The organism is Allorhizobium sonneratiae (genome assembly GCF_023700755.1).
Lineage (GTDB): Bacteria > Pseudomonadota > Alphaproteobacteria > Rhizobiales > Rhizobiaceae > Allorhizobium > Allorhizobium sonneratiae.
In genome coordinates, this window is the sequence record NZ_JAMKOJ010000010.1 from 167,587 (window position 1) to 191,285 (window position 23,699).

Sequence of the window (23,699 nt, forward strand, 5' to 3'; positions counted from 1 at the left end):
TTCACGCCGAGACGCACCACAGGATTTTCTGATCACAGAGACACTGGGTCGATCGAGCCGATGCGGCACGCGTAAAGCGCCTTGCGCCGAATATGGCGCACAAAACGCGCTGTAACACGTTTCATCTGCTGCATCATTTTCACCTTCAATCCTACCCGATTTCAGCAATGATGCAGTTGAGCCGCCTCGCGTTTTCCGGAAACCGTTTGGCTTAGAGCAGTTCCAGGAAAAGTGTGAAACGGTTTCAGGAGAGAAGGCTCCAGCCGCAGCCAGAAGGGTGAACCAGCCTGTCTTACGCTGTACTCCGTTCGTGACCTGAACGTTATCTTGCCGATGTGATGCGTGAGCCTGCGCTATGCTTGCGGGCCATTCGGGCTCAATCAACCGATTTTCGACCTCAATCGCATAAATAAATCCATGATGCTGAATTTGATCCCAGCACCAAAGCCTTTTTCAATGCTGTTTCACGACGTGAAGGCTTCCCACAGCTCAATATAGACATGGTCGGGGTCATTGGCCTCAGCCAGCGCCGTGCCAAAATAGACCGCATCACCGAGGGCGCGGTGCGGACCGTCGGGGGTTTCGAGACTGGCGCGCGTACGACCATGATAGCTGCCATCTGGCTGCAGCGCCATCTTGCCGGCATTCAGAACCATGACCGGCGTACCGTCTTCAAGTTCAAGGCAATAGCGCGCTTCAATGGCGTAGGAGCCGTCAGGAAGACGAAGAGCGAAATCGGCGCCGCCGGGAAGGATCCGTCCGCTCCAGCCATCGCCACGCGCCTCGCCGCCGATGATGGGAAACATGGCGCGCACGTGACCTTGCGCCGTTTCGAACTCCAGCGCCGGGCCGATATCGGCGCGGATGACGCAGGCCTTGCGCATCAAGGGTTCGCCAAGTGTCGTCGCTGCACCAAGCGAGGTCATGTCACAGGAAAAGGCCTCAGGCTTCATGGGTAATCCTCCCGTCGCAAACCGTCATTCTGACGCTGAGCGTGATGATGTCTTCCGGTGGCGTGGTTTCAATGTCGCCGGAGAGCAGCACGAGATCAGCCAGCATGCCAGGCTTCAAAGTTCCGATCTTGTCGTCCATGTGACCGACATAGGCCCCGTTGCGCGTGAAAGCCGCGAGCACTTCGTGCAAGCCGAGGCGCTGATCCGGCAACCCCGGAAGATGTGGCTTGCGCGTCAGAGCGGCCTGGATGCCAAGCAGGGGATCGATCGGGACGATCGGCCAGTCTGAGGAAAAGGCGACCGTGGCGCCGGCCTCATGCAGCATCCGCCAGGCATAGGCGTAGGGTGCGCGATCAGGACCGATGCGGCGCGCGGTCAGCGTTTCTCCCACCGGCGCATGCAAGGGCTGGGCGGAGACGATCACGCCGAGTTCCGCGAAACGGCAAATATCGGCAGGATCGACCATCTCCACATGTTCGATGCGATGGCGGCTGTCACGCGCACCATTGGCCTCACGCGCGGCCTGATAACCGTCGAGCGTGATGCGCACGGCCGCATCGCCGATGGCGTGGACGGCGATCTGGAGGCCGCGTCGATCTGCTTCGATGGCGGCTTGCCTGAAGCTTTCAGCATCGAAAATCGGGCTGCCGCGCAGGCCCGGCTGATCATAATAATCGGCGAGCATCGCCGCAGTACCGCTTTCGATGACGCCATCAACGAAAATCTTCACGCGGCCGCAGGTGAGTTTGTCGCCGGTGAAATCCCGGGTCATGGCCGAGGCGCGCTCGAGTTCGGAAAGCGGCATTTCCCGCGTCAAATGGAAAGGCACGGAAATGCGGGCAAGGAGATCGCCTTCCTTCTCCACATCGCGAAGAAGCTCCAGGAGATGTCGGTTGCCGTCCATATTGTGCATGGAGGTAATGCCTTTGGATGCCGCAAAGCGCATCCCGGCCTTCAGCGTCTCCATATCCTCACGCCATTCCTCCGGCGTCGGCGTCTGCGGCGGCTCGATCCCGGACATGCCCAGCATTTCGCGACCGCCCGACGTGCGAAGATCGAGAACCGGCAGCAGCGCGAATTTTTCGCGCAATTCTCCGGTCGCCAGACCGTCCTCACCCATCACCACTTCATTGCCGATGGGGAGCGCCTTGCCATGCAGCAGACCCGCCGCCTTCAGCGCCACCGTATTGGCGAAGAGCGTGTGGAAGTCATAGGCCATCACCGCCAATGGACGATCCGGGCACATGGCGTCGAGGGCATGGCGATCAAGCCGCCTGCCCTTGCCAAGAATTTCGTAATCCGCGCCCTGGGCAAACAGCAACCCTTCATGAGGTCGACTGGCGGAAAACGCCTCGACGGCGGCCTTCATTGGCTCAAAACCCTTGATATCGGCGAGCTGCAACAAGGTCTGGCCATAGGCTCCGGAAAACAGATGCAGGTGGCTCTCGACGAAACCGGGCATCAAACTTGCACCGGCGGCGTCCACGATACGGGTGTCAGGACCGGCATGTCTCATGACAAGGTCGTGGTCGCCCACGGCGAGAATGCGATTTTCCTCGACCGCCAGCGCTTGCGCACGCGGCACGTCATCGTCCATGGTCAGCACATGGGCGTTGATAAAGATGATCGAAGCGTTCATGCGGCTGAACCTTTGCGGCGGGGTTTTGCGATGCTGTCGTCTTCAAACAGCAAGTGGACGAGCGGAACGATACGCTCCCTGAGAATGACTTCATGCTCTTCGAGGGTCTGGTCCACATTGGTGATCAGGCTCAGGAAGGTCTGGATCCAGACATCGTGAAACAGTTGCGCCAGCACTTTCGGCTGCGGCGCGATTTGCGCACGAAGCTTGAGATCGAGTTCGGCGAAGAACTCCGAGACCTCATCAATCAGAGCTTTCGAAACGCTGGCATATTGTGCGGCGAGTTCCGTCTGCGGGTGGCGAATGGCGGCGGATTCAGCGTAACGCCATACTCTTTTGCCCGCAATTTCAAGTGTGCGGCGAGAAATCAGGGAAAACAGGTTGATGATCAGCGTCTCAAGAGGGGTGTTTTCGGTCCAGTGCAGCGGACGATCGTTTTCACGCGCTTCGGTGGTGCCTTCGCTGATCAGCGCGATCAGCACTCCATCCTTGGAGCCGAAATAATTGAAAACCGTCGGTGCGGATATGCCGCACGCTGCGGCAATGTCTGCCATCGTCGTCGCGTCGATCCCCTGGCGTGCGAACAGCTCCTTGGCGGCCGAGATGATCTCATCCCGCCGCTTCGCTTTCTTTCGGCTGCGCAGTCCCGGCTCGGCCTGGTCGTCGTCGATAGCCACATCATTCATTTTTTACACGCTATAATTTTTGTCTTGATAAAATTTTTGGTTGACTAAAGTTATTTTGTCAATACGCATATTGAAGACCTTTGGGGATAAGAGGCTGATGCTCGACATTGATAAACTTTCTAAGCGCTACGGTTACGGCAATGGTACTGTGACAGCGCTGCATGAGGTAAGTTTCTCCATCGCAGAAGGAGAATTCTTTACCCTTCTCGGTCCGTCCGGTTGCGGAAAAACAACCCTGCTGAGACTGATCGCCGGCTTCAGCGCACCGAGTGGCGGGGCGCTGATCCTTGACGGCAAGGACATCGCGCAGATGCCGCCCAACCGCCGCCCGGTCAACACGGTCTTCCAGAACTACGCGCTCTTCCCGCATATGACAGTTGCCCAGAACGTCGCTTTTGCCCTCGACGCCCAGGGCAAACCGAAAGCTGAAGTGGAACCGGCGGTGGACGCCATGCTGACATTGGTTCAGCTCGCCCATCTCAAGTACCGCAAAAGCTCAGAGCTTTCGGGCGGCCAGCAGCAGCGTGTCGCGCTTGCCCGCGCTTTGGTGGCCAAGCCGCGCATTCTGCTGCTCGACGAGCCGCTGTCTGCGCTGGACATGAAGCTCCGCAAGGACATGCAGATCGAACTCAAGCGATTGCAGCGCGAAACCGGTCTTACCTTCATCTTCGTAACCCATGACCAGGAAGAAGCCCTGACGATGTCGGACCGCATTGCCGTGATGAGCGGCGGTCGCGTTCAGCAGATCGCCACACCACGCGAACTCTATGATCAACCGGCCAATCGCTTCGTGGCGGGCTTCATCGGGGAGTCAAATTTCCTGTCTGCTCGCGCCGCGTCGGGCATCGTCACCCTCGGTGAGGCGAAGATCGCGATGAAGGGCGTCGCCGAGGGGCCTGTCACGCTGATGATCCGTCCCGAACATGTGGCGCTCGCCGCCACACTTCCCGAGGGGCTCAATCTCACCGCCACGGTCAGGCAATCCGTGTTCTTCGGCACGGACACGCATGTTCATCTGGTGCTGCCAGACGGTTCAGCGCTGGTCGCGCGCATGCAGAACGCGCTGCATGGAGGCAAAAGCTTCACCGAAGGGGAAACCATTCCCGTGGCGCTCCCTGCTGAAGCCTTGCGCGCCATCGTCGACATGGAGGAAAAAGCGTGAGCTCTTCCGAGACATGGCGACGCTGGGGGCTCGTTCTGCCGGCAATCACGATCATCATGCTGTTTTCGATCCTGCCGCTGATCGTGGTCATGATTTACTCGTTCCTAACGCCGGGCGACTTCGGCAACGTCAAATGGATCTTCTCCACCGACGGCTGGTTTTCGGTTCTTTTCGAGCGCGACATTTTCGATAACACCGTCAGCCTGTCGGACGCCAATCTGGTCATCCTTGGCCGGTCCCTTGGCCTTTCGCTGGTTACCACGCTGATCACACTGGCCTTCGGCCTGCCGACGGCCTGGTTCATCGCCACGCGGGCGCCCACCCAGCGCGGATTCTGGCTCTTCCTGATCACCATTCCCTTCTGGACAAATCTTCTCGTCCGCACCATCGCCGTGCAGGAAATGATCCGCTCGGAAGGTATAATCAACCGCGTTCTCCTCGCGCTCGGGATCATTCACGAACCGCTGCAGATGATGTTCACCAATTTCGCGGTGCTGCTCGGCATGGTCTATGTCTTCCTGCCGCTGATGGTGCTGCCGGTCTATGCGGCAATCGAGAAGTTCGATTTCCGCCTCGCAGAAGCCGGCTATGATCTCTACGCCTCGCGGCTCTACTGTCTCCGTCGCGTGATCCTGCCGCTGGTGCGCCCCGGCATCATCGCCGGCTCGATCCTTGTGTTCGTACCTTCGCTCGGCGCCTATGTGACGCCACGCATCATGGGCGGTGGCAAGTCGATGATGCTCGGAAACCTCATCGAAATGCAGTTCGGTCAGGGCCGTAACTGGCCGCTCGGGGCAGCGCTGGCCATAACCCTGACGATATTGGTGCTTGCTGCGCTGGTCTGGTACACGCGCATAACCTCGGGACACAAGGAGCGCAATCATGGTTGAACGCGGCTTCGACGTCAAACGCCTGCCCGGTACGGCCGTGCTCGCCATAACCTGCTTCGTCATTCTTTACGTACCAATGATCATCCTCGTCGCCTATTCTTTCAATAAGGGCAAGGTAATTGGCACTTGGGAGGGGTTTTCCGTCCATTGGTATGTCATGGCGCTCAAGAACACAGCCTTCCTCGACGCCGCCATGAACTCGCTGATCCTGGCGACCTCAGCGGCGGTGATCGCAACCATCCTGGCCACGATGGCTGCGCTGGCCACCACACGCGGTGACGGTCTGACGGGCGAAGGTATCGTCCACATGATCCTCAACCAGCCGCTAATGGTGCCGGAAATCGTGCTGGCGATTGCGCTCATGATCATCATCGGCCAGATCAAGCAAGCCACGGGCTATACCGGATTGGGCTTCCTGATCGCAGCGCACACGACCTTCTGCATTCCCTTCGCCTATCTCCCGATCCGCGCCCGGCTGGAGGGCATGGACCTCAGCCTGGAGACGGCAGCAGCCGATCTCTACGCCAGCCGCTTCTACACGTTCCGCCGGGTTACCCTGCCGCTGCTCGCGCCGGCGATCATGGCGGGCTTCATGCTGGCTTTCGTCGTGTCGCTCGACGATTTCGTGATGACCGAGTTTCTCAAATCTCCGGGCCAGGAGACCCTGCCGACCTATCTCATGGGCGAATTGCGGCGGAACCTGACCTCGGAAATCTACGCCATTTCTTCGCTTATTCTCCTGATCAGCGTGCTGATCGTCGCGGGGTCATGGGTCGCAACGCGCAACAAAAAAGAAACATAAGAGGTGAACTTTGATGAAATACGCTTACCGCCTGGCCGTATCAACGGCGCTTTTCGTCGCCGTCAGCTTTCCGGCCCTCGCCGAGGGCCAGCTCAATATTTATAATTTCGGCCTTTATACCCCGCCCGACCTGATCAAAAAATTCGAAAAGACCTATGACGTGAAGGTTTCGGTCACCGAATACGATTCCAACGAGACCGCCATGGCCAAGATCGAAGCTGGCGGCCATGGCTTCGACATCATCGTGCCCTCGGCGTATGTGGTGCCGATTTACATTAAAAAGGGTCTGCTCATGAAGAGCGAGCCTGATCAGATGTCGAACTTCAAGAATGTCAAAGCCGAATGGGTCGATGTCGACTGGGACAAAGGCCGCCATTACACAGCTCCCTGGGTCTGGGGCACAACAGGGGTGATGGTCAACACCAAGATATACAAGGGTGATCTCAACACCTCTTCCATCATTTTCGATCCGCCGGAAGAGCTTAAGGGCAAGATTAACGTCATACCTTCCATCAATGAAGTCATCAACATGGCGATCGGCTATGTCGGAGGTGAGCCTTGCACATCTGATAAAAAGATCCTCAAGGCGGCGCGCGACAAGCTGATGGCGGCCAAACCCTATTGGGCGTCGATCGACTATCCGAGCTTCGAGAAGTTCATCAAGGAAGATCTTCAGGCCTCCATCTTCTGGAGTGGCGCTGCCATGCGCATCCGGGCCGAAAACCCCGGTTTCGCCTATGGTTATCCAAAGCAAGGATATACGCTTTGGCAGGACAACATCGCCATTCTCGCCGACGCCAAGAATGTGAAAAACGCCAAGCTTTTCCTGAACTTCGTCATGGCCCCGGAAAACGCAGCGCTCATCTCGAACTATACGCGCTACGGCAACGCCATAAAGGGATCGGAAGCCTTCATGGATCCCGAACTGCTGAAGGCGCCGGAAATGAACATTCCTGCCGCACTCAAGACCTCGGCGCATTCCCTGACGACATGCCCTGCTTACGTCCAGGACATCTATACAAAGATCTGGACCGAGTTGACGAAATGATGCGACAACGCCCGACGTCACTCCACCGTCGGGCGACCTCTGCTGACATACCGCTATATCTCTCCAAATCTGCTGTATAATTCCGTGAATCGATTCCGATTTAAGGCATATACCGTAAACGAAAGACCTTGATCATGACCTGGCGCATGCCCTCCGAAACCGCACGCCATGACCGGACCTGGATGGCGTTTCCATGTGAAGGTGCGACGCTCGGTGAAGGAGAAGCATGGAAGGAAACGGGCTACGCCGCCTGGACAGCCGTGGCCCACGCGATCGCCGAATTCGAGCCGGTTTCCATGGTGGTCGATCCATCCCAGCTTGGCCGTGCCCGGCGCATGCTGGGAAGCCATGTTGACATTATCGAAGCACCGCTTGATGAATTCTGGATGCGCGACATCGGCCCAACCTTCGTCCTCGACGATCAGAGGCCCGGTGTTCTCGGCGCCGTCGACTGGATCTTCAACGGCTGGGGCGATCACGCATGGTCCGAATGGAAAAAGGCAAACGGGATTGCGCGGCGGATCGCCGCCATGACGGGCGCGGAATTGATCTCCAGTGCACTGGTCAATGAGGGCGGCGGCATTCACGTCGATGGCGACGGCACAGTGCTCGTCACCGACACGGTGCAACTCGATCCACGCCGCAATCCCTATGCGGACCGCGCCCGCGTCGAAGCAGAACTCGCGCGCACACTGGGGGCAACCAAGGCCATTTGGCTGCCGCGCGGCCTGACCCGCGACTACGCGGAATTCGGCACCAGCGGCCATGTCGACATCGTTGCGACCATCGCCTCGCCCGGCGTGCTGCTGCTGCACAAGCAGCCCAATCCTGAGCATCCAGACCACCAGGTGATGCTCGACCTCCGCGCTCTCCTGGCCGAGGCGACTGACGCCGCTGGCCGGCTCTTTACCATTCTCGACCTCGAAGCGCCCGCCCAGATCCGCGATGAGGAGGGTTTCATCGATTTCAGCTATGTCAATCACCTCGCCGTCAATGGCGGCGTGATCGCCTGCGGCTTTGGCGATGAGAAAGCGGATGCCGCTGCTGCAGACGTCTTGCAGCAGGCCTATCCCGGTCGAAAAGTGGTGACCATCGATTCCCGGCCCATCTTCGCGCGCGGCGGCGGCATTCATTGCATCACCCAGCAGCAGCCAGCCGTTGATACGAAGGCGTAATAAGGATGAGCCGCTTCGACGTCGTCGAAAAATCCATTGCCGAATTACGTTCGGCGCTTGACGCCGGGGCTTTGACGAGTGTGGAACTGGTCGAAGCCTATCTCGCCCGCATCCAGGCCTATGATGCTGCGGGGACAATCACGGCTCTCAATGCCATGGTCGTGATGAACCCGGATGCGCTGAAGGAAGCGGAAGCCTCCGATGCGCGTCGCAAGAAGGGCGAGCGTCTCTCACCTTTGGACGGCATCCCATACACCGCCAAGAACAGCTATCTGGTACGCGGACTGACTGCCGCCGCCGGAAGCCCTGCGTTCGAACATCTCGTCGCCCAGCGCGACGCCTTTACCATAGAGCGCCTGCGCGGCGCAGGCGCCATCTGCCTCGGCCTGACCAACATGCCGCCCATGGCCAATGGCGGCATGCAACGCGGCCTCTATGGGCGCGCCGAAAGCCCCTATCATGCGGCCTGGCTGACCAGCGCCTTTGGTTCGGGCTCTTCAAATGGTTCAGGCACGGCGACATCTGCATCTTTCGCCGCCTTCGGTCTGGGCGAAGAGACGTGGTCGAGTGGCCGTGCTCCCGCCTCCTGCAACGCGCTCTGCGCCTACACGCCCTCGCGCGGCGTCATCTCCGTTCGCGGCAACTGGCCGCTGGTGCCGACCATGGATGTTGTCGTGCCGCATACCCGCAACATGGCGGATTTGCTCGACGTTCTTGATGTCATCGTTGCTGACGATGCGGAAACACGCGGCGATTTCTGGCGCGCACAGCCCTGGATTTCGCTTCCAAAAGCCTCGACAATCCGCCCGACGTCGTATCAGGCTCTCGCACCTTCGGACGAACAGGCGGCTCGGCAGGTCTTGGCAGGCAAGCGCCTTGGTATCCCCAGGATGTATATCAATGAGGATCCAGAGGCAGGCTCCAATCCCGACGGGGGCATCGGCGGCTCGACCGGCAAGCCGATCGAAACCCGCGCTTCGATTCTCGACCTCTGGCGCAAGGCCAGACACGACCTCGAAAGCGCCGGCGCAGAGGTGATCCTGGTAGACTTCCCTGTCGTGACCAACTATGAGGCCGATAGGCCCGGAGCGCCATCGATCCTCACCCGCGGGCTCGTCAGTCCCGATTTCTTGCATTATGAAATCCACGATCTCTCCGCCTGGAGCTGGGATGACTTTCTTCAGGCGAATGGCGATCCTGCGCTCAACAGGCTGGTCGATGTTGACGGGACACGCATTTTCCCGCGCCCGCCTGGCGCATTGCCGGACCGCTATACCGGCTTTTCCGACGATATCACGCAATATCCGGCTCTTGCCCGCGCCCTGTCCTATCGCTCGCTGGTTGATATCCCGACACTCGAAGAAGGGCTCTCTGGCCTTGAAGAAACGCGGCGGCAGGATCTGGAACTGTGGATGTATGAGCTCGGACTCGACGCGGTGCTTTTTCCCGCCGTCGCCGATATCGGCCATGCCGACATGGATGTGAACCTCGAACATGCCGATCTCGGATGGCGCAACGGCGTCTGGGTCGCAAACGGCAATCTCGTCATTCGTCACCTCGGCATACCCACGGTCACCGTGCCCATGGGAACCATGACTGACACCGGCATGCCCATCGGCCTCACCTTTGCTGGCCGCGCCTATGACGACAACAGACTGCTGGCGCTCGCCGCCGCCTTCGAAAAGACCGGCCAGCGCCGGACGCCACCACCGCGCACGCCACGGCTCTGACATCGAAGCGGGTGCCAGACACGAAAAGAAGCCGAACCGGAATTTCCGCCAGAGCGCTTCATTGTTTGACGGAAACATCGAAGCGCTCTAACTCATTGTTTTCAAATATTTCCGGACGGAAACCCGCTACGCACTTTTCCTGGATATGCTCTAGAGCATCGTGCGATCAATTCATCTGGGTCACGAAACGGGTTTCCAGATAGGCTTCCGTCGCCTCCGAACCACCCTCAGTGCCGTATCCGGAATCCTTGATGCCACCGAATGGCACTTCCGGCAGCGCCAGACCATTGTGATTGATGGTCAGCATACCGGCTTCCACTTGGGCCGCCAGCGCATGCGCTGTCTCTACAGAGCGGGTAAATGCGTAGGCTGCGAGCCCGAAAGGCAGGCGGTTGGCCTCGACGACCGCGTCGTCGAAGCTCGAAAAGCGGTTGACGATCGCGAGGGGACCGAAAGGTTCTTCGTTCATCACCCGCGCAGTGATCGGCACGTCGGCGATGACAGTCGGTTCGAAGAAATAGCCCTTGTTGCCGATACGCTTGCCGCCAGTGACGATACGACCGCCCTGAGCGACGGCGTCCTGCAGGAAGCCTTCCAACGCAGGAATGCGCCGTTCGTTGGCCAGCGGACCCATTCCCGAATTTGGATCGAGGCCGTTGCCCACCACGATTTTCCGCGCGGCCTCGGCAAAGCCGTCGAGGAACTGGTCGGCCACCGCATCCTGCACCAGAAAACGGGTCGGCGCGACACAGATCTGGCCAGCATTGCGGAACTTCGACGGCGCGGACACGGCAATCGCCTTCTCAATATCAGCGTCATCGAAGACGAGCACAGGCGCATGGCCGCCGAGTTCCATCGTTGCCCGCTTCATATGGGTCCCTGCCAGCGCAGCAAGCTGCTTTCCGACCGGCGTGGAGCCGGTGAAGGAAATCTTGCGGATGACCGGATGGGCGGTCAGATATTCGGAAATCTCGGCAGGCGTTCCATAAACGAGGTTGATGACGCCAGCCGGTATGCCGGCATCGGCGAAGGCGCGGATCAGTTCAGCCGGCGACGCCGGGGTTTCCTCGGGTGCCTTCACGATGATCGAGCAGCCGGTGGCCAGCGCCGCAGAGAGCTTGCGAACGACTTGGTTGATCGGAAAATTCCAGGGTGTGAAGGCCGCCACAGGGCCGACCGGAACCTTGATCGCCATCTGCGCGACCCGACCGGAGCGGGCGGGGATGATCTGGCCGTATGTGCGACGGGCTTCCTCTGCGAACCACTCGATCACCTCCGCGCCGGCGAGGATCTCGCCTTTCGACTGGGCGAGCGGCTTACCCTGCTCGCGGGTCATCATATAGGCGATGGCATCGACCCGCTCACGCAAGAGATCGGCGGCCTTGCGCATGATCTTGGAACGCTCATAGGCGGATACGTCGCGCCAATGCTTGAAGCCCTTGTCAGCGGCGGCGAGCGCGAGATCAAGATCGGCATGGCGGGCATGGGCGATCTTGCCGATCGTCTCTTCGGTCGCGGGATCGATCACCGGGATCGTTTCGCCCGCCATCGCATCGCGCCATTCGCCGTCGATGAAAAGTTTGACGTCGGGATAATTCTGCATCTGCTACTCCTGTTCATGGAACGCGGCGCCAAAGCGATCACGTCAAAAGGCGACCCCTCAGAGGATGGACGCCAGCAAAACATGTTTTCGTCGACCAGGTCGCCGACCTTCAGACAGGCGGTGACGTCTGCGACGGTCCGGGCACGGGCGATATCGGCCTCGTTTGCGGCGTTAGAGCATTTCATCGTTTCACGGAAACAGTGAAATGCTCTCACGCTTTGTTTTTTCCGCATTTCCGGTCGGAAAACCGTTTCACACTTTTCTCGGGATACTGCTCTAACCCGTGCCTTGATCTCTTCTGAAAGCCCCTGACCACGTGTGACGACCAGCCCCCGGATGAAGTCGGCGGTAAATTCCCGATGAGCCTGATAAATAAGGGCGGCGGCGCCATATCTCAAGATCGCGAAGGGACAGGTTTGCGACCCTGCCAGGATTTGGGCACCGTCATCAGGCAGCTTCAAAACCTGCTCCTATGCCAAGCGAGGAGTATGCGATCCTCTTCGCCATCTTGACTGCGATAGGGCACTCGTGCCTGCAACCAAGCCCCCGGAAGAAAAGATCACAATCACCGAATTGCGGCTTGAGCGGGTCCCGTCTGAAGAATGCCGATGCCCATGGCGTCACACGCCAAGCCTGTCACGCAGTCCATACCACCAGGCCCCAAGCGCCGTCAGCGGCACGCGGAAGGCTCGTCCACCCGGGAAAGGCAGGCTCGGCAACGAGGCCCAGACATCGAAGCGTTCGGCATGGCCCGCCACCGCTTCGCCCAGGATTTTGCCGAGGAGATGGGTGGTCGTGACGCCATGGCCGCTATCGCCATGCGAGAAATAGACGGTATCCGAGAGACGGCCAACATGCGGAATACGGGTTAGCGTCAAGGCGAAATTACCGCTCCAGGCATAGTCGATTCGTGTGTTGGCGAGTTCCGGGAACGTCTTGATCATGTTGGGACGGATGATGCCGGTGAGATTGGCAGGGTCCTGGCCGCCATAACCGATGCCGCCGCCATAAAGCAGGCGGTTGTCGCTGGTGCGCCGGTAATAATCCAGAACGTAATTGGCGTCCTCGACGCAGTAATCTGCCGGCAGCAGCCGGTTGAGAAGTGCGGGATCAAGCTTTTCCGTGACCATGACCTGGCTCGACACCGGCATCATGCGTTCAGTGATCCTGGGCAGGAGATTGCCGAGATAGGCATTGCCGCAGACCAGCAGGTAGCGGGATTCCACGCGGCCCTTGGCTGTGTTCACCACGGCGCGCTTACCTTCTATGTTGACACGGACGACGCGAGAGTTCTCATAAATGCGGGCACCGAAGCTTTCGGCGGCACGGGCTTCGCCCACCACGAGATTCAACGGATGGATATGACCGCCGCGGGTGTCGATCATGCCGCCGACATAGCGCTGGCTTGCGACATAGCGGCCGACATCCGCCTTGGACACCATTTCCATGCCGCTGATGCCGTAGCTCTCGCAGCTTTTCTTGACGGCTTCGAACTCGCGCAACTGTTTCGGCGTGAAGGCAGCAAAGAAGCCGCCCTGGCGCAGGTCGCAGTCAATGCCATGCTTTGCCACACGGTTGCGGATGATTTCGCCACCCTCGCGCGACATCATGGCGAGTGTGTGGGCAATCGCGGGACCAAAGCGTCTTTCGATGGTCTCGAAATCGCGGCTATAGCCGTTGACAATCTGGCCCCCATTGCGGCCCGAGGCGCCGAAGCCGATGCGCTCGCCTTCGAGAACCACGACGCTGAAGCCTTTCTCGGCCAGTTCAAGCGCAGCAGAGACGCCAGTGAAACCTGCGCCGATGATGCAGACATCCGCCTCAATCGCGCCATCGAGCACGGGGCGGATGGTCTTGTCGTGTGCCGTGGCCGCATACCAGGAGGCGACATGGCCGGGATTGTGTTGTGCTGTCGAGAGGGTCATTCAAGCCGTCCTGATGTAAGCGTCATATTCGACGTCAGTGACTCTGAGGGCGAATTCCTGCAATTCCTGTCGCTTGCAGGCGGCGTAAAGCTGGCGGAACTCCGGACCGAAGGCGGCAAAGGCGAAACCGGAATGGGAAAAGCTATGCACCGCAGCGTGCCAGCTGCGCTCCAAGGGCTCGAGATCGGGGGAATGATAGTCGCCTGTCACGGGGCCGCCCGGATCGACACGTTCGATCATGCCCATATAGGCCGCCTGCAGGATCATCGCGAGAACGAGGTAAGGATTGGTGTCGGCACCGGCGACGCGATGTTCGATGCGCGTGGCGGACCGTCCGGCGGTGATGACGCGCACAGCCGCCGAACGGTTGTCGAGGCCCCAGGAGGCATAGGTCGGCGCATGCTCGCTGGGCGTCAACCGGCGGAAGGAATTGGCATGCGGCGCAAAGATCGCCGTGCTTTCATGCATATATTTCAACAAACCGCCGACCGAATGCATCAGCGCTTCCGACGGCCCCTTATCATCGGCGTAGATGTTCATATCCTGATCATCGATCATCGAGAAATGCACATGCATGCCACTGCCGGCCTGAGTACCGTAAGGCTTGGCCATGAAGGTCGCGTCGAGCCCATTCTTGCGCGCGACACCCTTGACGATGCGCTTCAAGAGCACCGCATTGTCAGCGGCACGCATGGCATCGGGAAGATGGTTGAGGTTGATCTCATACTGGCCGGGGCCGTTCTCACGCAGCGTGGTGTCGGCTGGCACGCCCTGCTCGCGGCAGACGGCGGCGATCTCCATGAAGACATCCTCGAAGTCCTGCAATTGCTCGATTGACAGAACCTGTGTCTGGCCCGTATGCCAGCGGCCTTCGCGCGTATTGGGGGGACGCACAGGATCAAGCGCCGATCTCACAGGATCGATCAGATAAAATTCAAGCTCGGTCGCCACCACCGGTCTGAGCTTCAGGCGCTCGAAACGGGCGAGAACAGTCTTCAGCACATGACGCGGATCGGCATGGAACGGCTCGCCGGCGGCGTTCTGCATGCTCAGCATCACCTGTGCGGTCGGCCGCTTCAGCCAGCCGACGCGGGCCAGCGTGCCGGGCACGGCGCGGCAGACGCCATCGGGATCGCCGGTGCCCTCGGCGAGGCCAGCCTCATTGACATCGCGACCCCAGATATCCAGTGCATAGACCGAGCGCGGCATCGCCATGCCCTTGACCAGCACGTCCACAGCGCGTTCACGCGGAATCCATTTTCCACGCGGCACGCCGTTCACATCAATCACAAAGGCTTCCAGCACTTCGATATCGGTATTCCGGTCGAGGAAATCCCGCGCTTCCTGTTCATTGATCATACATCACCATGGCTTCAGACGCGGCGATAGAAGCGCGGATGCGCCGCAAAATCGGGTCCGAATTATCAAATCAGGCTAAAATGAGTTGCGCCGACACATGGCCTGCGCGGAACATGGTTTAGAAAGCGGCCAGCGGCCCTTCATCAATCTTCATGCAGCATCGCATCGAAGTCTCCCCGGCTGAATTTGATCATCAGCTCCTTAATATGATCATATTTTTATTTGTTATGATCATGTTTGTAAACCGGAAAAATTACCTGCAAAGCCGTTTTCGCTATGCTAGAGGTTTATTCCGAGAAAAATGCGTAGCGGTTTTCCATCTGGAAATGCGTAAGAACAAAGAGTTAGAGCGTATACACGAAACACTGGAACGCTCCAGGATCTGTGGACATTCAGCATCGAGGGAAAGAGCAGGATCTGGTTGATGGACGTAAGGCAGGTCTCACTCGTCAGCGAGCCAAAGCAGAAGGGCGAATCCACCAAGAAATGGGTTTACCGATCCCTCAGCCGGGCGATCATGTCAGGCCGCTTTCCGCCCGGCCTGCCAGTCACCATTTCGGGTCTCTCGGAAAGTCTGGGGGTCAGCACCATGCCGGTGCGTGGCGCGCTGGACCAGCTGATCGCTGACGGCGCGCTCGAATATCTCGACAACAGGCGGGTGCGCGTTCCCGATATCGGACCCGAACGCTTCGACGAGTTGATCGCGACCCGGATCGCGCTTGAAACCGTGGCCGCCGAACGGGCCATGCATTTCATCGACTACATCAGGATCGAACGGCTGATGCTGCTTGATGGCATGATCGACGAAGCCTATCAGGCCGGCGATATCGAGCTTGGCATTGAGCGCAATTTCACCTTTCACCGCTGTATGTATGAGGTCAGGCCGTCATTCGTGCTGCTGCCGCTGATCGAATCCGTCTGGCTGCGCATGGGGCCTTTCATGCGCGAAGCCGTCGCACATCTCGAACAAAGCTATCAGGTTGACCGGCATGTAGAGGCAATCGAAGCGATCAAGCGCCGGGACGCCCAAGCGCTGCGGGAGGCGATCACCGCCGATATCCAGGACGGCGCAGGGCAAGCCGGACGTCAACGCTTGCTTGATGTCGCAAAGTCCAAGATCGACCATCCCGCAACACCGCTCAAGCCGCGCTCACCAGAAGGCGGAGCCAAGCCGTCAGCATGACGCCTCACCTGCATCATTCCTGAAATCGGGTAGGATTTAAGGTGAAAATGATGCAGCAGATGAAACGTGTGACAGCGATTTTGTGCGCCTTATTGGGCGCACGCGCTGTCGCTCTTGTGTGGTCGCATGTATGTTATCGTTCAATTGACGGCAATTGAACGCGACATGCTTTAACCTGCCATGAAACGACTTTTGTATGCCTCCCGTAGAGCCGCCTTTTGGACCTTTCCCATCGTGTTGCGGGGAAGTTCTTCAAGGAGAATGAGTTCGCGCGGCTGCTTGAAGCGTGCGAGGTGTTGTGCTGCAACATCCCTGATCGCGATAACATCAGGTCGAGCGCCGCTTCTGGGAACGATGAAACCGAGCACGGCTTCGCCGAAGTCTGGATGAGGAACACCCACGACAGCACTTTCAAGAACGCCCGGTTGCTCATCGAGAAGAAGCTCAATTTCGCGGGGATAGATGTTCAGGCCGCCCGAGATGATCAGATCCTTGGCACGACCGACGATATGGACATAGCCATCGTCATCGATGCGGCCAATGTCGCCGGTGATGAAGAAGCCGTTTTCGCGCAATTCGGCCTTTGTTTTTTCGGGCATGCCCCAGTATCCTTGGAACACATTGGGACCGCGCACTTCGATCATGCCGGTCTCGCCCTGCTTCAGCGGCACACCGGTCTCCGGATCGGTGATCAGAAGATCAACCCCCGGCAAGGGGAAGCCGACGGTTCCTGCCCTGCGCTCGCCTTCATAGGGGTTTGAGGTTGACATGTTCGTCTCCGTCATTCCGTAGCGTTCCAGAATGCGGTGGCCCGTGCGTGCCTCGAACTCCATATGCGTTTCCGCAAGAAGCGGTGCTGATCCGGAAACGAACAGGCGCATGTGGGCCACCAGCTTGCGGTTAAAGCTCTGCTCGCCCAGCAGGCGCGTGTAAAAGGTGGGAACCCCCATCAGAACCGTTGCTTGCGGCATAAGCCGCAGCATCGCTGCGAGGTCGAATTTCGGCAGGAAAATCATCGATGACCGGGCCATCAGCGTGACATTACACGCCACAAAAAGCCCGTGCGTGTGGAAGATCGGCAGTGCGTGCAACAAAACATCGTCGCTATTGAAGCGCCAGAGATCCGCAAGCGTTTGTGCGTTGGAAAGGAGGTTCGCATGGGTGAGCATCGCCCCCTTCGAACGGCCCGTCGTGCCGGATGTGTAAAGCAGTGCCGCGAGGTCATTGCCCTGTCTGTCTGCGATCGGGAAATCCGAAGGCTGTTGCGCTGCCTGGTGCGAAAGGCTTCCAGCGCCGGCGGCATCCAGCGTCAGCATTACCCGTCCCGCACCCACAAGCTTCTGCAATTGAGGGCCGATGGCGGGATCGCAAACGACGCCACGCGCGCCGCTGTCGGTGATGAAATAGTCCAGTTCCGCCAGCGTATAGGCCGTGTTCAGCGGCAGCAGGACGATACCAGACATGACACAGGCCGCATAAAGTGCCAGCGCCTCCGGCGTCTTTTCCACCTGAACGGCAATCCGGTCGCCCGCAACAAGCCCGGCGGATTTCAGGACATTGGCCTGCCGCGCGGCAAGGGCGTGAAAGTCGCGATAGGTCAAGGTCGCGCCGTCAGCCTTGATCAGAAAGGCACGGTCACTCTCGCGGCCCGGGGCGAACAGTGTGTCGTAAAGCGGATTAGGCATCTTGAAGACCCTCGATAGACTGAAATGATTGTGCCTGCGTTCGCACCTGAGGGGATGCGATGACCTGCTTCTGATTGGCAAAACTCTCGTGGTTCTGCTCAAGGCTTGCCAGATCGTAGAGATAATTCGTCATCACGCCGCAGCTTTCCCTCTGGCCGCGGTCAGACAGGTCTGCATCGGCATGGACGGCGTGGACGAGAGCGCCGTTGCCAAGGTGAAAGCGCGAGACGGGATCGTAGTGTTGTCCTGCGTCACGACGCGCCGACGTCAGATAATGAGCGGCAGCGGCCAGCAATTGCGGCTTCGTCAGGCGCGAGGGCGAAAGGTGCTGCTCAGCGAGCCACCGGCTGAAGAGCGGCATGGGCGACAGCGTTGCGAATGTCGCAAGGTCCGGCAGTTCTGCCGCCAGATCGTTCACCACCTGCTTGATCAGCGAATTGCCGAAGGAGATGCCAGCAAGTCCGGCCTGGCAATTGGAGATCGAATAGAAGATCGCCGTATCCGCCTGATGCGCGGCAAGCGGCGTGCGCTCGTCCGATAGCAGTGCCTGAACGGAACGCGCGATGCCTTTGGTCAAGGCCACTTCCACGAAAATCAGCGGCTCGTCCGGCATGGCAGGATGAAAAAAGGCAAAGCATCGGCGATCTTCGGGAGCGACGCGCCGGCGCAGATCCTCCCACGAGGAAATGGCATGCACGGCTTCGTACCGGATGATCTTTTCGAGGATATTGGCCGGGCTTTCCCAGTTGATCCGCCGCAGAACCAGAAAGCCGCGATTGAACCAGCTGGCAAAGAGGTGGCGAAAATCACAGTCAATCCGCATGCGGGGATCGTTCGATGGCAGAAGCCGCAGAAGGTCGGCACGCATGTCGACCAGTTGCCGCGTCGCGTTCGGTACACGGTTGAGCCGGCGCGCAAGTTCCTGCCGACGCGGCTCCACAGCCTTCAGGAAGACATCGTAGCTACGCTGGTCGGGCACGGCTTTCAGAACCTCAAGCGTTTGCTCGACCCGGAGAGGGTCAATGTCGAGATCCTCGGCGAGGTAGCTGAAGAAATCGAGCTTTTCGGTGTCGTTCATGGCCGCATAAGCATCCAGGATCCGCTGCGCCGTCACGAGGCCGGAAATTTCCCCCTTGGAGGATAGAAGTTCCTCGACCAGAGATGGGATCGAGCGGCTCTCACGCGCAGGCGTGACCGGGCCCTTCATCGCTCGACGGAAAACCAGATCCAGAACATCTGACAATACACTCATGGCGTCACACTCTTGCATGTGTCTGGCATGGAATCGGCCTGTCGCGATGATCTCGAACCGCGCGCACGCCTTGCATCTTTTTTGTCTCGCATAACGTCACGGCAAATCCGCTTGACGGGTGTGCGGGCGACGGGCTCAGGACAGCAAGCCCGCCGTCCGCCGCAGGATATCGGCCCAAAGCGCATAGCCGCCGGCATTCAGGTGAATGAAATCAGACTGGTAATAGCGGCCCATAGGCCTGCCATTCTCACCCAGAAGAACCGTGGCGACATCGACAAATGTTGCCTGCCCGGATGTCCTGCACCAGTCGGCGGTGAGGCTGTTGTAGCGATCCACCTCATCGGCGTAGATCCAGCGGGTCGGGCTTTGCTTGGTGGACAGGATGAATATCTGCGCCTGCGGAAGCCCGTTGCTGATATCGCCGACAAGCGCCTCGAGATTGCGGAATGTCGAGAGCCCCGTCAGGCCATCATTGGCGATATCGTTCTCGCCGAAATAAAGGACAACGCGCTCCGGCTTCAGCGGCAGGAGCAGCTTGTCCAGATAGTGACGGCCGGAAAGGTTCGTGCCGCCGCCGAAGCCGAGATTGACCACATCCAGGCACTGAAGATCCTGCACCATCGTCCCCCAGAGGCGGAAGGAGGACGAGCCGTAGAAGGCGATCGGCGTCTTCGGCAAAGGTCCACGCTGAAGGCGCGCGAGAATGGCGACGATATCGTCTTCGAAGCGGTTGGTGGCCAGCGGTGCGGGAAAATCAAACATGGGCAGTCTCCTGAATGGTCGTTTCGCCTGCGCGGTGGCAGGCCGTCCTGCGCCCTGTTGCCGTCGCTGCCAGCAGAGGCACGGCTTGGCGGCACAGATCGACTGCAATCGGGCAGCGTGGACGGAAGGCACAGCCGGAGGGCAAGGTGATCGGGCTCGGCGGATCGCCTTCCAGCGGCGCACGCTGACGGCGCTGGGAGGGACGCGGACGCGGAACGGATTCCAGAAGTCCGGCCGTGTAGGGATGCTGTGGCGCGTTGAGAACTGCCGCAGTTTCGCCCTCTTCAACGATGCGCCCAAGATACATCACGGCGATGCGGTCGCTGATATGCGACACGACACCAATGTCATGAGAAATGAAAAGCAGCGACAGCTCCATCTCGTCGCGCAGATCACACAGCAGATTGATGACCTGCGCACGGATTGAGACGTCCAGCGCCGAAACCGGCTCATCCGCTACGATCAACCGTGGCTGTGTCGCAAGCGCACGCGCAATGCCGAGGCGCTGGCGCTGTCCGCCGGACAGCTCATGGGGAAACCGTTTTGCCTGATCGGGGCGCAGACCGACCTTTTCCAGCAGATAGAGCACCCGGTCCCGACGTTCGGCCGGGGTGCCGATCCGGTAATTGTCAAGCGGTTCGCGCACGATTGATTCCGCAGACCATCGTGGATCGAGCGAGGCTGAGGGATCCTGAAAGATCATCTGCACCGAGCGCCGGGCCGCATGAAGTTCTTTCCGGCCCATGCGCGCAAGATCCTGCCCCAGAAGCCGTACCGAGCCCTTGTCCGGGCGATCGAGGCCCATGATCATGCGACCGAGTGTCGACTTGCCGCAGCCGCTTTCGCCCACCAGCGCCAGCGTTTCGCCGGGCGCGATGGAAAGGGACACATCGTTGACGGCATGGACGATCTGGCCCTTGCCGGTGGGAAAGTGGCGGACCAGATTTTCCGCGACGAGGAGAGGAGATGTGTCCGTCATATCAAGGTCTCCCGCAGGGCCGGGGCATTTCTGGCATTGTCGATCGGCTGGTCGCAGCGTGTGTCATGACCGTCGGCGATGCGGCGCCAGTCAGGTGTGCGCGCGCTGCAGCTTGGCGCAGCGAAGCGACAGCGCTCGACAAAGCTGCATCCCTTGGGAAGCATGGAAAAACTCGGGACATTGCCGGGGATTTCCTCCAGCCGTCCAGGACTTTCCTCGCCCGGCACGAATTCGGCCGTCGCCCGGAGGAGACCGGCCGTGTAGCCATGCGAGGGCCGTTCGAAGATATCGTGAACCGAGCCGCGCTCCACCAGTGTGCCGGCATACATGACCGCCACGTCATCGGCGATTTCGGCGACCACGCCGAGATCGTGGGTGATGAAGATGATCGCCGTGCCGAACTCGCGCTGCAATTCGGAAAGCAGCCAGAGAATCTGGGCCTGCACCGTCACATCGAGCGCCGTTGTCGGTTCATCGGCGATCAGCAGGCGGGGGCGACAGATCAGCGCCATGGCGATCATGATACGCTGGCGCATGCCCCCGGACAGCTGGTGCGGATAGGCGCTCATGCGGCGCGCGGCGTCGGGGATGCGAACCCATTGCAGGATTTCCAGAACACGCGCATCGGCAGCTTTACGGCTGACCTTCTCATGCAACTGAAGCGCCTCGCGCAGCTGAAAGCCGATGGTCAGCGCCGGATTGAGCGAGGACATCGGGTCCTGAAAGATCATCGCCATCAGGGAACCACGCAAGGCTGTCAGGTGCGCCTCGTCGCAGGAGAGAAGATCGATCCCGTCGAGACGGAGACGATCGGCCGTCACCACGGCGCTTCCGGGCTTGTGCAGGCCCATGATGGATGTCGCTGTCACGCTCTTGCCGGAGCCGGATTCACCGACAAGGCACAGCGTCTTGCCGGCTTCGAGATCGAAGGAGACGTCCCGCACAGCCCTTACGGCGCCCTGCGGGCCGAAACCGACCGACAGATTGCGGACACTGAGAAACGGTTGCTGGGCGATCATGATGCCTTCCTTGCCGCGAGACGCGGATCAAAACGGTCGCGCAGTCTGTCGCCAATGATGTTGATGGAGAGAACCATGATGGACAGCAGGGTCCCAGGGAACGCAATGATCCACGGCGCCAGTCGGAAGTATTCCTTGCCGCTGGCAATGACATTGCCCCAGCTGGGCACATCGGGTGGTGTGCCGACACCGAGAAAGCTCAGCGCCGCTTCGCCGAGGATTGCTGCCGCACAGACATAGGTTGCCTGAACGCTCAGCATACCGATGGCGTTGGGCACGACATGGCGCAACAGGATTTTGGGCGTGGATGAGCCGACGGAAACGGCTGCGGTGATGAACGGCAATTCCCGGATGCTCAAAACAACGCTGCGCATCAAGCGAGCGGTGCGGGGAATTTCAGGCACGGAGATTGCGATAATGACCGTCGACAACCCGCCGCCCAGCACGGAAACCAGCGCGATGGCAAGAAGGATACCGGGAATGGCCATCAATCCATCCGCAAGCCGCATGACAATACGGTCCACCCATCTGAAGTAGCCGGCAAGGACCCCGAGAGAACCGCCAATGATCAGGACGACAGCCGCGGTAAACAGGCCAACCATCACTGAATTGCGGGCGCCGGAAATCGTACGGATAAAGACATCGCGCCCGAGATTATCGGTGCCGAACCACGCAGCCGCGCTGGGTGGCTTGAGACGCATGATTGGATTTATATCGTTCCCGAGACCGAGAAGCGGCGGACCGAAGATGGCCATCAGGAAGATAGCGATCAGCACCAGCACACTGAGCGGCACGGCAATACCCTGGCGCGCCACTCTCATCGGTGCGAGCATTTTCAGCAACCTGACAGTCATTGACGAACCCTGGGATCAAAAAGCGCGTAGGACAGGTCAACCAGAAGGTTGACAGAGATGAGAACGAACGAAAACACGATGAGCACACCTTGCACGACCGGGTAGTCACGGGTCTGAATGGCATCAACTGTTAGCCGCCCCATGCCGGGAATGTTGAAAACGGATTCTGTAATAACCACGCCACCCAGCAGGGCGGCAAAACTGGTGCCAACAACAGTAACGACCGGAACGCCAATATTTTTCAGGGCGTGCACCATGAGAATTCGACCGTTCGCAGCACCTTTCGCGCGGGCTGTCCGTATGTAATCCTCGGAGAGAACTTCAATCATAGTGGCGCGCGTGATGCGTGCGACAAGCGCGGAAAAGAGCAGCGACAAACTGACAGACGGAAGGAGGATGCTTCGGAAACAGTTCCAGAGTCCGGACGATAAGGGCTTGTAACCCTGAACAGGGAACCAGCCAGCACGCAGGGCAAAAACATCGACAAGAATATAGCCTATGATGAAGACCGGAACAGAAAATCCGAGAACAGAGGCAATGATCAGCATGGTATCAACCGCCGATCCGGAGCGCCAGGCGGCCCAAACGCCAGTCGGCACTGCAATCAGCACGGAAAGCGTCAGCGTTGACACAGCCAGCACGATCGTCGGCTCGGCACGCTGCATAATCAGGGTCAAAACAGGAAAACCCGAATAAACGGATTTGCCGAGATCGAGCCGTGCGACGTGAGAAATATAGAGAAAAAACTGTTCCCACAAAGGGCGATCAAGGAAGAGCCGTTCGCGGATTTGTTCAATTTGCGCGGGCGTGGCATTCTCGCCGGCAATCAGGGTTGCCGGATCTCCCGGACCAATATGGAGCAGAAGAAACACGGTAATCAGTACGATCAATGCAATGGGGATGACCGATACGAGCCGACGGAAAACAAAATTAGACATGGATGTCTCCTGATGGCAAACAACGCCATTGCCAAAACGGCGCCGTTTGTTTCAT

Annotated in this window: 22 protein-coding genes; 8 read left to right on the forward strand and 14 right to left on the reverse strand. The window is 59.3% G+C overall.

The genetic code is table 11. The annotated features are described in order from the left end of the window. Nucleotides 1-464 precede the first annotated feature (464 nt). From NAC44_RS17550 to NAC44_RS17560, 3 genes are read right to left on the reverse strand one after another with little or no spacing between them, the layout of a single operon-like run. Complete coding sequence (locus NAC44_RS17550) at nucleotides 465-953, reverse strand: DUF3237 family protein (protein WP_250942851.1); 489 nt, start codon at nucleotides 951-953, stop codon at nucleotides 465-467. Further along, entirely contained in the window at nucleotides 943-2,592 is a 1,650-nt protein-coding gene (locus NAC44_RS17555) for an amidohydrolase (RefSeq protein WP_250942852.1), read from the reverse strand. The genes NAC44_RS17550 and NAC44_RS17555 overlap by 11 nt, the downstream gene beginning before the upstream one ends. Next, nucleotides 2,589-3,278 (reverse strand): TetR/AcrR family transcriptional regulator, encoded by a 690-nt coding sequence (locus NAC44_RS17560; protein WP_250942853.1) that lies wholly within the window; start codon nucleotides 3,276-3,278, stop codon nucleotides 2,589-2,591. Before NAC44_RS17560 ends, NAC44_RS17555 begins: the two co-directional genes overlap by 4 nt. A gap of 97 nt (nucleotides 3,279-3,375) precedes the next feature. Between NAC44_RS17560 and NAC44_RS17565 the strand changes: the two genes are divergently transcribed. The 6 genes from NAC44_RS17565 (at nucleotide 3,376) to NAC44_RS17590 (ending at nucleotide 10,085) form a co-directional block, all read left to right on the forward strand. Further along, nucleotides 3,376-4,440, forward strand: coding sequence for an ABC transporter ATP-binding protein (locus NAC44_RS17565; protein WP_250942854.1), 1,065 nt, complete (start codon nucleotides 3,376-3,378; stop codon nucleotides 4,438-4,440). A 56-nt stretch (nucleotides 4,441-4,496) separates the two neighbouring features. Beyond that, the gene (locus tag NAC44_RS17570) at nucleotides 4,497-5,330 is read left to right on the forward strand and encodes an ABC transporter permease (RefSeq protein ID WP_250942886.1); all 834 of its coding nucleotides are present in this window, start codon (nucleotides 4,497-4,499) and stop codon (nucleotides 5,328-5,330) included. Next, nucleotides 5,323-6,132, forward strand: a complete 810-nt coding sequence (locus tag NAC44_RS17575) for an ABC transporter permease (RefSeq protein WP_250942855.1) — start codon at nucleotides 5,323-5,325, stop codon at nucleotides 6,130-6,132. Before NAC44_RS17570 ends, NAC44_RS17575 begins: the two co-directional genes overlap by 8 nt. 13 nt (nucleotides 6,133-6,145) lie before the next feature. After that, nucleotides 6,146-7,180 (forward strand): extracellular solute-binding protein, encoded by a 1,035-nt coding sequence (locus tag NAC44_RS17580; RefSeq protein WP_250942856.1) that lies wholly within the window; start codon nucleotides 6,146-6,148, stop codon nucleotides 7,178-7,180. Nucleotides 7,181-7,314: 134 nt separating this feature from the next. Continuing rightward, the gene (locus NAC44_RS17585; RefSeq protein WP_250942857.1) at nucleotides 7,315-8,355 is read left to right on the forward strand and encodes an agmatine deiminase family protein; all 1,041 of its coding nucleotides are present in this window, start codon (nucleotides 7,315-7,317) and stop codon (nucleotides 8,353-8,355) included. Between the two features lie 5 nt (nucleotides 8,356-8,360). Beyond that, complete coding sequence (locus NAC44_RS17590; protein ID WP_250942858.1) at nucleotides 8,361-10,085, forward strand: amidase; 1,725 nt, start codon at nucleotides 8,361-8,363, stop codon at nucleotides 10,083-10,085. 166 nt (nucleotides 10,086-10,251) lie between these two features. Here the strand turns inward: NAC44_RS17590 and NAC44_RS17595 are convergent, their stop codons facing one another. The 4 genes from NAC44_RS17595 to NAC44_RS17610 form a co-directional block, all read right to left on the reverse strand. Continuing rightward, nucleotides 10,252-11,688 carry an NAD-dependent succinate-semialdehyde dehydrogenase gene (locus tag NAC44_RS17595; RefSeq protein WP_250942859.1) on the reverse strand — a complete coding sequence of 479 codons (1,437 nt, stop codon included), beginning with the start codon at nucleotides 11,686-11,688 and terminating at the stop codon, nucleotides 10,252-10,254. Next, entirely contained in the window at nucleotides 11,610-12,149 is a 540-nt protein-coding gene (locus tag NAC44_RS17600) for a hypothetical protein (protein ID WP_250942860.1), read from the reverse strand. Before NAC44_RS17600 ends, NAC44_RS17595 begins: the two co-directional genes overlap by 79 nt. A gap of 159 nt (nucleotides 12,150-12,308) precedes the next feature. Next, on the reverse strand, nucleotides 12,309-13,613 hold the full coding sequence (locus tag NAC44_RS17605) for an NAD(P)/FAD-dependent oxidoreductase (protein ID WP_250942861.1): 1,305 nt from the start codon (nucleotides 13,611-13,613) through the stop codon (nucleotides 12,309-12,311). Beyond that, nucleotides 13,614-14,972: a glutamine synthetase family protein gene (locus NAC44_RS17610; RefSeq protein ID WP_250942862.1), complete on the reverse strand. Its 1,359-nt coding sequence runs from the start codon at nucleotides 14,970-14,972 to the stop codon at nucleotides 13,614-13,616. It abuts the gene before it with no gap. A 152-nt stretch (nucleotides 14,973-15,124) separates the two neighbouring features. On the opposite strand from NAC44_RS17610, the gene NAC44_RS17615 reads away from it, so the two are divergent. Both NAC44_RS17615 and NAC44_RS17620 read left to right on the forward strand, forming a co-directional pair. Further along, nucleotides 15,125-15,397 (forward strand): hypothetical protein, encoded by a 273-nt coding sequence (locus tag NAC44_RS17615; RefSeq protein WP_250942863.1) that lies wholly within the window; start codon nucleotides 15,125-15,127, stop codon nucleotides 15,395-15,397. Then, complete coding sequence (locus tag NAC44_RS17620) at nucleotides 15,397-16,155, forward strand: GntR family transcriptional regulator (RefSeq protein WP_250942864.1); 759 nt, start codon at nucleotides 15,397-15,399, stop codon at nucleotides 16,153-16,155. Before NAC44_RS17615 ends, NAC44_RS17620 begins: the two co-directional genes overlap by 1 nt. 170 nt (nucleotides 16,156-16,325) lie before the next feature. On the opposite strand, the gene NAC44_RS17625 is transcribed toward NAC44_RS17620, so the two are convergent. The 7 genes from NAC44_RS17625 to NAC44_RS17655 all read right to left on the reverse strand — a co-directional run bounded on the left by NAC44_RS17625 (nucleotide 16,326) and on the right by NAC44_RS17655 (nucleotide 23,644). Beyond that, nucleotides 16,326-17,840 (reverse strand): malonate--CoA ligase, encoded by a 1,515-nt coding sequence (locus NAC44_RS17625; protein ID WP_250942865.1) that lies wholly within the window; start codon nucleotides 17,838-17,840, stop codon nucleotides 16,326-16,328. Further along, entirely contained in the window at nucleotides 17,833-19,092 is a 1,260-nt protein-coding gene (locus tag NAC44_RS17630) for a malonyl-CoA decarboxylase (protein WP_250942866.1), read from the reverse strand. Before NAC44_RS17630 ends, NAC44_RS17625 begins: the two co-directional genes overlap by 8 nt. Before the next feature lie 135 nt (nucleotides 19,093-19,227). Then, nucleotides 19,228-19,854, reverse strand: coding sequence for a GDSL-type esterase/lipase family protein (locus NAC44_RS17635; RefSeq protein ID WP_250942867.1), 627 nt, complete (start codon nucleotides 19,852-19,854; stop codon nucleotides 19,228-19,230). Continuing rightward, complete coding sequence (locus NAC44_RS17640) at nucleotides 19,847-20,833, reverse strand: ABC transporter ATP-binding protein (protein WP_250942868.1); 987 nt, start codon at nucleotides 20,831-20,833, stop codon at nucleotides 19,847-19,849. Before NAC44_RS17640 ends, NAC44_RS17635 begins: the two co-directional genes overlap by 8 nt. After that, nucleotides 20,830-21,852, reverse strand: coding sequence for an ABC transporter ATP-binding protein (locus NAC44_RS17645; RefSeq protein WP_250942869.1), 1,023 nt, complete (start codon nucleotides 21,850-21,852; stop codon nucleotides 20,830-20,832). The genes NAC44_RS17640 and NAC44_RS17645 overlap by 4 nt, the downstream gene beginning before the upstream one ends. Then, nucleotides 21,849-22,706, reverse strand: a complete 858-nt coding sequence (locus tag NAC44_RS17650) for an ABC transporter permease (protein ID WP_250942870.1) — start codon at nucleotides 22,704-22,706, stop codon at nucleotides 21,849-21,851. Before NAC44_RS17650 ends, NAC44_RS17645 begins: the two co-directional genes overlap by 4 nt. After that, complete coding sequence (locus NAC44_RS17655) at nucleotides 22,703-23,644, reverse strand: ABC transporter permease (RefSeq protein ID WP_250942871.1); 942 nt, start codon at nucleotides 23,642-23,644, stop codon at nucleotides 22,703-22,705. The genes NAC44_RS17650 and NAC44_RS17655 overlap by 4 nt, the downstream gene beginning before the upstream one ends. Nucleotides 23,645-23,699 lie beyond the last annotated feature (55 nt).

Coding starts and splice junctions, on each gene's coding strand:
- NAC44_RS17650 (WP_250942870.1), bottom strand. CDS start 22,706: ATGACTGTCAGGTTGCTGAAAATGCTCGCACCGATGAGAGTGGCGCGC.
- NAC44_RS17560 (WP_250942853.1), bottom strand. CDS start 3,278: ATGAATGATGTGGCTATCGACGACGACCAGGCCGAGCCGGGACTGCGC.
- NAC44_RS17630 (WP_250942866.1), bottom strand. CDS start 19,092: ATGAGTGTATTGTCAGATGTTCTGGATCTGGTTTTCCGTCGAGCGATG.
- NAC44_RS17635 (WP_250942867.1), bottom strand. CDS start 19,854: ATGTTTGATTTTCCCGCACCGCTGGCCACCAACCGCTTCGAAGACGAT.
- NAC44_RS17575 (WP_250942855.1), top strand. CDS start 5,323: ATGGTTGAACGCGGCTTCGACGTCAAACGCCTGCCCGGTACGGCCGTG.
- NAC44_RS17555 (WP_250942852.1), bottom strand. CDS start 2,592: ATGAACGCTTCGATCATCTTTATCAACGCCCATGTGCTGACCATGGAC.
- NAC44_RS17550 (WP_250942851.1), bottom strand. CDS start 953: ATGAAGCCTGAGGCCTTTTCCTGTGACATGACCTCGCTTGGTGCAGCG.
- NAC44_RS17590 (WP_250942858.1), top strand. CDS start 8,361: ATGAGCCGCTTCGACGTCGTCGAAAAATCCATTGCCGAATTACGTTCG.
- NAC44_RS17565 (WP_250942854.1), top strand. CDS start 3,376: ATGCTCGACATTGATAAACTTTCTAAGCGCTACGGTTACGGCAATGGT.
- NAC44_RS17580 (WP_250942856.1), top strand. CDS start 6,146: ATGAAATACGCTTACCGCCTGGCCGTATCAACGGCGCTTTTCGTCGCC.
- NAC44_RS17620 (WP_250942864.1), top strand. CDS start 15,397: ATGGACGTAAGGCAGGTCTCACTCGTCAGCGAGCCAAAGCAGAAGGGC.
- NAC44_RS17640 (WP_250942868.1), bottom strand. CDS start 20,833: ATGACGGACACATCTCCTCTCCTCGTCGCGGAAAATCTGGTCCGCCAC.
- NAC44_RS17610 (WP_250942862.1), bottom strand. CDS start 14,972: ATGATCAATGAACAGGAAGCGCGGGATTTCCTCGACCGGAATACCGAT.
- NAC44_RS17625 (WP_250942865.1), bottom strand. CDS start 17,840: ATGCCTAATCCGCTTTACGACACACTGTTCGCCCCGGGCCGCGAGAGT.
- NAC44_RS17615 (WP_250942863.1), top strand. CDS start 15,125: ATGCAGCATCGCATCGAAGTCTCCCCGGCTGAATTTGATCATCAGCTC.
- NAC44_RS17655 (WP_250942871.1), bottom strand. CDS start 23,644: ATGTCTAATTTTGTTTTCCGTCGGCTCGTATCGGTCATCCCCATTGCA.
- NAC44_RS17570 (WP_250942886.1), top strand. CDS start 4,497: ATGCTGTTTTCGATCCTGCCGCTGATCGTGGTCATGATTTACTCGTTC.
- NAC44_RS17595 (WP_250942859.1), bottom strand. CDS start 11,688: ATGCAGAATTATCCCGACGTCAAACTTTTCATCGACGGCGAATGGCGC.
- NAC44_RS17645 (WP_250942869.1), bottom strand. CDS start 21,852: ATGATCGCCCAGCAACCGTTTCTCAGTGTCCGCAATCTGTCGGTCGGT.
- NAC44_RS17585 (WP_250942857.1), top strand. CDS start 7,315: ATGACCTGGCGCATGCCCTCCGAAACCGCACGCCATGACCGGACCTGG.
- NAC44_RS17605 (WP_250942861.1), bottom strand. CDS start 13,613: ATGACCCTCTCGACAGCACAACACAATCCCGGCCATGTCGCCTCCTGG.